Here is a 6,230-nt window from a genome sequence, read left to right on the forward strand (position 1 = left end):
CTTCTTCCTTTGATAAAATTTTTACAGGTACTGTTATTTTATCCGCAATCATTTCACTGGTTACTCCCGCTATTGGCAGCTCGCGCGCCGGGTAGATAGGGAGCAGTATTACCTCGTTTGCCAGCGACAGACTTTCTGCAAAGCCGTCTGCCAGGTCGCGGGTGCGGGTAAATAAGTGCGGCTGGAAAATAACCGTGCATTTTTTCCCCGGAAACAATGCCTTTGCACTGGAGATCAGTGCACGCAATTCTTCCGGATGGTGTGCATAATCATCGATGTATACCTGTTGATCTGTTTTTACTGCGTATTCAAACCTTCGTTTGATGCCTTTAAAACTGGCGATGGCAGCACGGATCTTAGCGGCGTCTATTCCCAGCAGCTGTGCTACCGTAATAGCGGCTACTGCATTTTCCACGTTGTGCATGCCGCCAATGTGCATTACAACGTTATCGATCATCCAGTCCTGCTGCATTACATCAAACTCATATCCGCCGTTGATCATGCGGATGTTGGCGGCGTAAGCATTGGCCACATCGTTTTGTAAACTGTACAACAACTTGTTTGTTGCATTGAGCTCATTGTTGCGGTGCAGGCCGAACTTAGCAATCAGCGTGCCATTGGGCTTGATGTTATGCGTATACTGTATAAAAGCATCTTCCATTGCTTCCGGTGTGCCGTAAATATCCAGGTGGTCTGCATCCATGGCAGTCAGAACGGCGATATCCGGACTTAATTTCAGGAAAGAGCGATCGTACTCGTCTGCTTCAATTACTGCTACTGCCTTTTCGCTGCTCCAGAAGTTTTTGTTATAGTTTACGCTGATACCACCCAGGAAAGCATTACAGCCATAACCGCTATCTGTAAGCAGGTGAGCGATCATGGTAGAAACAGTTGTTTTACCATGTGTGCCCGCTACCGTGATGGCAAACAGGGAACGGGTAATTTCCTGCAGCACGTCACTGCGCTTTACCACTTCATAACCATTATCACGCAACCACTGCAATTCTGTATGAGTAGCCGGTATAGCCGGCGTATACACTACCAGGGCAGCCGCTTTATCGATCAGGTTAATATCGTCTGTATAATGGATCTGCATACCTTCTGCCTCCAGCTGCTTTGTGAGCGCTGTGGAGGTACGGTCATAACCGCTTACATACACACCCTTCTCATTGAAGAAGCGTGCAATGGCGCTCATGCCAATACCACCGATGCCGATGAAATAAACCCTTTGTATGTTGTTCAAATCCATATATTCTTCTAAAAAATCTTTGCTAAATAATTCCCAGCACCTGGTTAGCAATGGTTACATCGGCATGGGGATTTCCCAGCTTACCGATATTGCTTTCCAGTTGTTCCATCAGCGCTTTGTTTTGCAAAAGGCTGAACAGCACATTTCCCAGTTGTGAACGTACCTCATCATCTTTAATGATCAGCCCTGCCTGTTTGTTAACCAGGTTCATGGCGTTGGATGTCTGGTGGTCTTCCGCCGCAAACGGGTAGGGTACAAATATCACCGGCTTCTTCACCACACACAGTTCCGCGATCGCCAATGCACCGGCCCTTGATAACACTACGTCTGCTGCTTTATAGGCAAAGTCCATCACGTTGATGAAATCGTATACTTTAATATGCGATCCATATGGCGCAGCGGCAGCTTTTGCTGTTTCGTAATAAGGCTTCCCTGTTTGCCAGATCAGCTGTATATCCTTGTCCGCTATCTCTTTCAGTAACGGTTGTAATCCTTCATTAATGGATTTAGCTCCCAGGCTGCCCCCCACGGCGAAGATGGTTTGTTTTGCAGTGCTCAGTCCAAAATGCTGCAGTGCGTCTTCGCGTGTTACGGCCGACTGTGAAATGCTGTTCCTCACAGGGTTGCCGGTCATTACCAGTTTTTCAGGCGGAAAAAATTTATCCATACCATCATATGCCACGCAGATCTTTTTCGCTTTCTTACCCAGTATTTTATTTGTTTTCCCTGCAAAGGAATTTTGTTCCTGTATCAAGGTAGGCGTACCATTTTTCTGTGCCCTGTTCAGCATCGGAAAACTGGCGTATCCTCCCACACCTACCACTACATCCGGCTGGAAACTTTGCAGAATGGCCTTTGCACGGCGCAGGCTTTTCCATATCTTAAACGGCAGCAGGATATTTTTGAAAATATTGCTCCTGTTAAAACCGGCTATTTCCAATCCTTCGATCGGGTAACCTGCCTGCGGCACTTTTTCCATTTCCATTTTCCCGGTTGCACCTACAAATAATATGTTGATGTCCGGTTCTATTTTCTTCAACGCATTCGCGATCGCTATCGCCGGGAAGATGTGTCCCCCGGTACCGCCGCCTGCTATGATCACTTTGCGTTGCATGTGTTGTTCCTGATTACAGATTGTTGTTATAAATACGTATTAAGCGACAGCAGCGTTTTCCGCTTGCGCAATAACTCTTTCCAAACGCTCTTTCTCTGCCTGTTTACCTTCCATCTCTTCCACATTCCGGGATACACTCAGGATAATACCGATAGCCATACTGGTAAACAATACAGAAGAACCACCCATACTCACCAGTGGGAGCGGAAGCCCTGTAACCGGGAACAGCTGTACGTTTACCGCCATATTGGTTAATGCCTGTATTACCAGCGTTACACTGAGTCCTACTGCCAGGAATGCTCCAAAAGCATAAGGACATCTTTTATAGATCCTGATACTTCTCAATAATAAAATCATATAAGCCGCCAGTATCAGGAAGGCGCCAAATATGCCATATTCTTCTATGATGGTGGCATAGATATAATCGGAATAGGCGTGCGGCAGGAAGTTACGTTGTGTACTGTTGCCGGGGCCTTTACCTAAAATACCGCCGCCTGCTATGGCGATGTTGGCCTGCTGTACCTGGTAGGGAGTTTCCGTATGATCGCCATGCATAAAGTTATCAATACGTTTTTCCCAGGTTTTGGTACGCATTTCCATTCCCGTTACTTTAGCCACACCAAAGAGCAATACTACCAGTACAGCTCCTCCAGCTACCATAGAGGCGAGGAACCGGATTGGCACCCTGCCTATAAAGCAAAGCAGCATACAGCTGGCGCCCAGCAGGAGTGCCGTACTCATATTGGCCGGCATGATCAGTGCGCAAATGATGCCAACGGGGATGATGATAGGCAGAAATCCTTTTTTGAAATCGCCGATCAGATTCTGCCTTCTTGATAACTGCCTGCTTACATACATGAATATGGCGAGTTTGGCCACATCCGATGTTTGAAAGGTTAGGTTAATGATGGGTAGCCTGATCCACCTGCTGGCTTCATTGATATTGGAACCAAAGGCCAGTGTGTACATCAGCAATGGTATGGATATAAGGAACCCTATTTGCGCTACGCGGGAATAGATGGTATAGTTCACGCGGTGTGCAAAATAGATGATCACCAGTCCCATAGCCAGTACCGTAAGCTGCTTCAGGAGATAGTACTCCGTATGGCCGCCTCTTTCACGGTAGGCAAGTGAGCCGGTAGCGCTATATACAGCAAGCAGGCTTACCAGCGATAGAAAAAGTACTACCGCCCAGATAACCTTGTCGCCTTTTGTTCTATAGAGCAATCCCATCGGTTCCTGCTTTTATCTTTTTTATTTTTTTAGCTATTTACCCTTTATTCTGCTGATCAACGCCTGTTTACAATGCTTTTACTTCTTCCTTAAACTTCCTTCCACGGTCTTCGTAATTTTTAAAAAGATCAAAGCTGGCGCAGGCGGGCGACAATAAAACGATGTCTCCCTTCGCGGCCTGTTTAAATGCTTCCTGTACGGCATCGTGCATACTGGTGGTATTGATCATCACCGGGGTGTCTTTTGATAACGCCGTAAAGATGGGGGTGTTGTCCACACCCATACAAATAATTGCTTTCACCTTTTCTTTCACGAGATCGCGGATGGCATCGTAGTCGTTGCCTTTGTCTACGCCGCCCATGATCAGCACAATCGGTTTGTCAAAACTTTCCAGTGCAAACCATACGGAGTTCACATTGGTGGCTTTGCTATCGTTTATAAAATCCACGCCTCTCACCGTGGTCACATATTCCATGCGGTGTTCAAGACTTTCGAACGACGCAAGGCTCTCGCGGATCTTTTCATTTCTTATATCCATGGTCCTGCCTGCAATTGCTGCTGCCATTGAATTATACAGATTGTGTTTTCCCTTTAATGACAGGTCATACATTGACATGATAACCGGTTCTCCGTTGACATCTATGTGCAACTGGTCGTTGGCAATAGAGCCGCCTTCTTTCAGTGGTTTCATGATGGTAAAAGGTATTGATGCTGAATAAATGGGTTGCTGCGCTAAATGTCGCATGATCTCAGGATCATCCATGCAGTAGATGAAGTAGTCTTCAGCTGTTTGATTCATGGCAATTCTGAATTTGGAGGCTACGTAATTTTCCATTTTATAGTCGTAGCGGTCCAGGTGATCAGGCGTAATGTTCAGCAGGATGGCCACATTGGGCTTGAAGTCCTTAATGTCATCCAGCTGGAAGCTGCTGATTTCAATCACATAATACTCCGCCGGTGCGGTTGCCACCTGCCTTGCGTAGCTCACGCCAATATTGCCAACCATGGCCACATCCAAACCTGCGTTTTTAAAGATGTGATAGGTGAGGGCCGTAGTGGTGCTTTTGCCGTTGCTGCCGGTGATGGCAATGATCTTTTTACCTGTCGAGAAACGGTAGGCCAGCTCAATTTCAGAAATCACGGGTATGCCTTTTTCGCGTACCTTTTTCATCAGTTCCGACTTTTCGGGAATACCGGGACTTTTAACAATTTCGTTTGCGTCCAGTATGATATCCCAGGAATGATGTCCTTCTTCAAAAGAGATCTGGTTTACCGCCAGTTCCTGTTTGTAGTTGTCTTTTATAATTCCTCCATCAGACACAAATACATCATACCCTTGCTGTTTTCCCAGCAAAGCAGCTCCTATTCCGCTTTCTCCTGCTCCCAGTATGACGAGTTTGTATCCCATTTCGTTTAGTCTGCTTAGTTAGTATTTATTATTATCTCATTTTTAATGTAGCAATACCTGCTACCACGCACATGATGGTCACGATCCAGAACCGCACTGATATTTTACTTTCGTGATAACCGATCTTCTGGTAGTGGTGATGCAACGGCGACATCTTCAGGATACGCCGGCCTTCGCCATATTTCTTTTTGGTGTATTTAAAGTAAGATACCTGTAACATCACCGATAATGATTCCACCAGGAATACACCACAGAAGATGGGGATCAGCAATTCTTTCCGCACAATAATGGCAAGGGATGCAATGATACCGCCCAGTGCAAGGCTACCGGTATCTCCCATGAAAACCTGCGCCGGGTAAGCATTGTACCAGAGGAAACCGATACATCCGCCCACAAAGGCCGCAATGAAAATGGAAAGCTCACCAAGATTGGGGATGTACATGATGTTCAGGTATTCCGCAAACTGGATATTACCGGATACATATGCAAAGATGCCCAGCCCTATACCTATAATACCTGAAACGCCTGTTGCCAGTCCATCCAGCCCATCAGTAAGATTAGCGCCGTTTGATACGGCCGTAATAATAAAGATGACCACCAGTATATAAAGAACGAACGTATACTTTTCCGCACCCGGGATCCAGGAGATCAGTTTTGAATAATTGAACTCATGATTTTTTACGAACGGGATAGTGGTGATCGGTGTTTTAACATCCACAAAACGGTGCCCGTCGCGGGTTACACGTTCAGGGTGATTGGTCACCTGTCTTTCGTAGGGCGCCAGCGGCTTTGCACCTATTACTTCACGTGATACCACCACATCTGTATTAAAATAAAGGGTACAGCCAACGATCAAACCAAGTCCTACCTGGCCCATGATCTTGAAACGTCCTGCCAGCCCTTCTTTATTCTTCTTAAATACTTTGATATAATCATCCAGGAAACCGATCAGCCCTAACCATACAGTGGATAACAGAATCAGCCAGATATACACATTGGCTATCTGTGCAAATAGCAGGGTGGGGATTACAATGGCAGATAAGATGATAAGCCCGCCCATAGTAGGGGTGCCCTTTTTGGAATTTTCGCCCTGAAGGCCCAGTTCACGGATGGTTTCCCCGATCTGTTTTTTCTGCAGAAATCTAATAATCCTTTTACCGAACAGCAAAGAAATGATCAGCGACAGCAACAATGCCATCGTTACACGGAAAGTGATATACTGAAAC

General features: G+C 46.1%; 5 protein-coding genes. All 5 read right to left on the bottom strand.

Annotated elements, in window-relative coordinates:
* On the bottom strand, positions 1–1,249 hold a 1,249-nt coding region (gene murC / locus VN105_RS19205), incomplete at its 3' end, for a UDP-N-acetylmuramate--L-alanine ligase (protein ID WP_325643185.1).
* A gap of 22 nt (positions 1,250–1,271) precedes the next feature.
* A complete protein-coding gene (murG, locus tag VN105_RS19210; protein ID WP_325643187.1) occupies positions 1,272–2,363 on the bottom strand; it encodes an undecaprenyldiphospho-muramoylpentapeptide beta-N-acetylglucosaminyltransferase in 1,092 nt (363 codons plus the stop codon).
* 39 nt (positions 2,364–2,402) lie between these two features.
* Positions 2,403–3,596 (bottom strand): FtsW/RodA/SpoVE family cell cycle protein, encoded by a 1,194-nt coding sequence (locus VN105_RS19215; RefSeq protein WP_325643189.1) that lies wholly within the window; start codon positions 3,594–3,596, stop codon positions 2,403–2,405.
* A 67-nt stretch (positions 3,597–3,663) separates the two neighbouring features.
* Positions 3,664–5,004 carry a UDP-N-acetylmuramoyl-L-alanine--D-glutamate ligase gene (gene murD / locus VN105_RS19220; RefSeq protein WP_325643191.1) on the bottom strand — a complete coding sequence of 447 codons (1,341 nt, stop codon included), beginning with the start codon at positions 5,002–5,004 and terminating at the stop codon, positions 3,664–3,666.
* A 31-nt stretch (positions 5,005–5,035) separates the two neighbouring features.
* Positions 5,036–6,230: phospho-N-acetylmuramoyl-pentapeptide-transferase (gene mraY / locus VN105_RS19225; RefSeq protein WP_325643193.1), on the bottom strand; the 1,195-nt coding region annotated here is incomplete at its 5' end.

It is taken from the genome of Chitinophaga sp. (genome assembly GCF_035564935.1).
In the GTDB taxonomy this organism is placed as follows: domain Bacteria; phylum Bacteroidota; class Bacteroidia; order Chitinophagales; family Chitinophagaceae; genus Chitinophaga.

Excerpts from the sequence above, each read along its gene's own strand:
- VN105_RS19215 (WP_325643189.1), bottom strand. The coding sequence starts at position 3,596 with ATGGGATTGCTCTATAGAACAAAAGGCGACAAGGTTATCTGGGCGGTA.
- murG (WP_325643187.1), bottom strand. The coding sequence starts at position 2,363 with ATGCAACGCAAAGTGATCATAGCAGGCGGCGGTACCGGGGGACACATC.
- murD (WP_325643191.1), bottom strand. The coding sequence starts at position 5,004 with ATGGGATACAAACTCGTCATACTGGGAGCAGGAGAAAGCGGAATAGGA.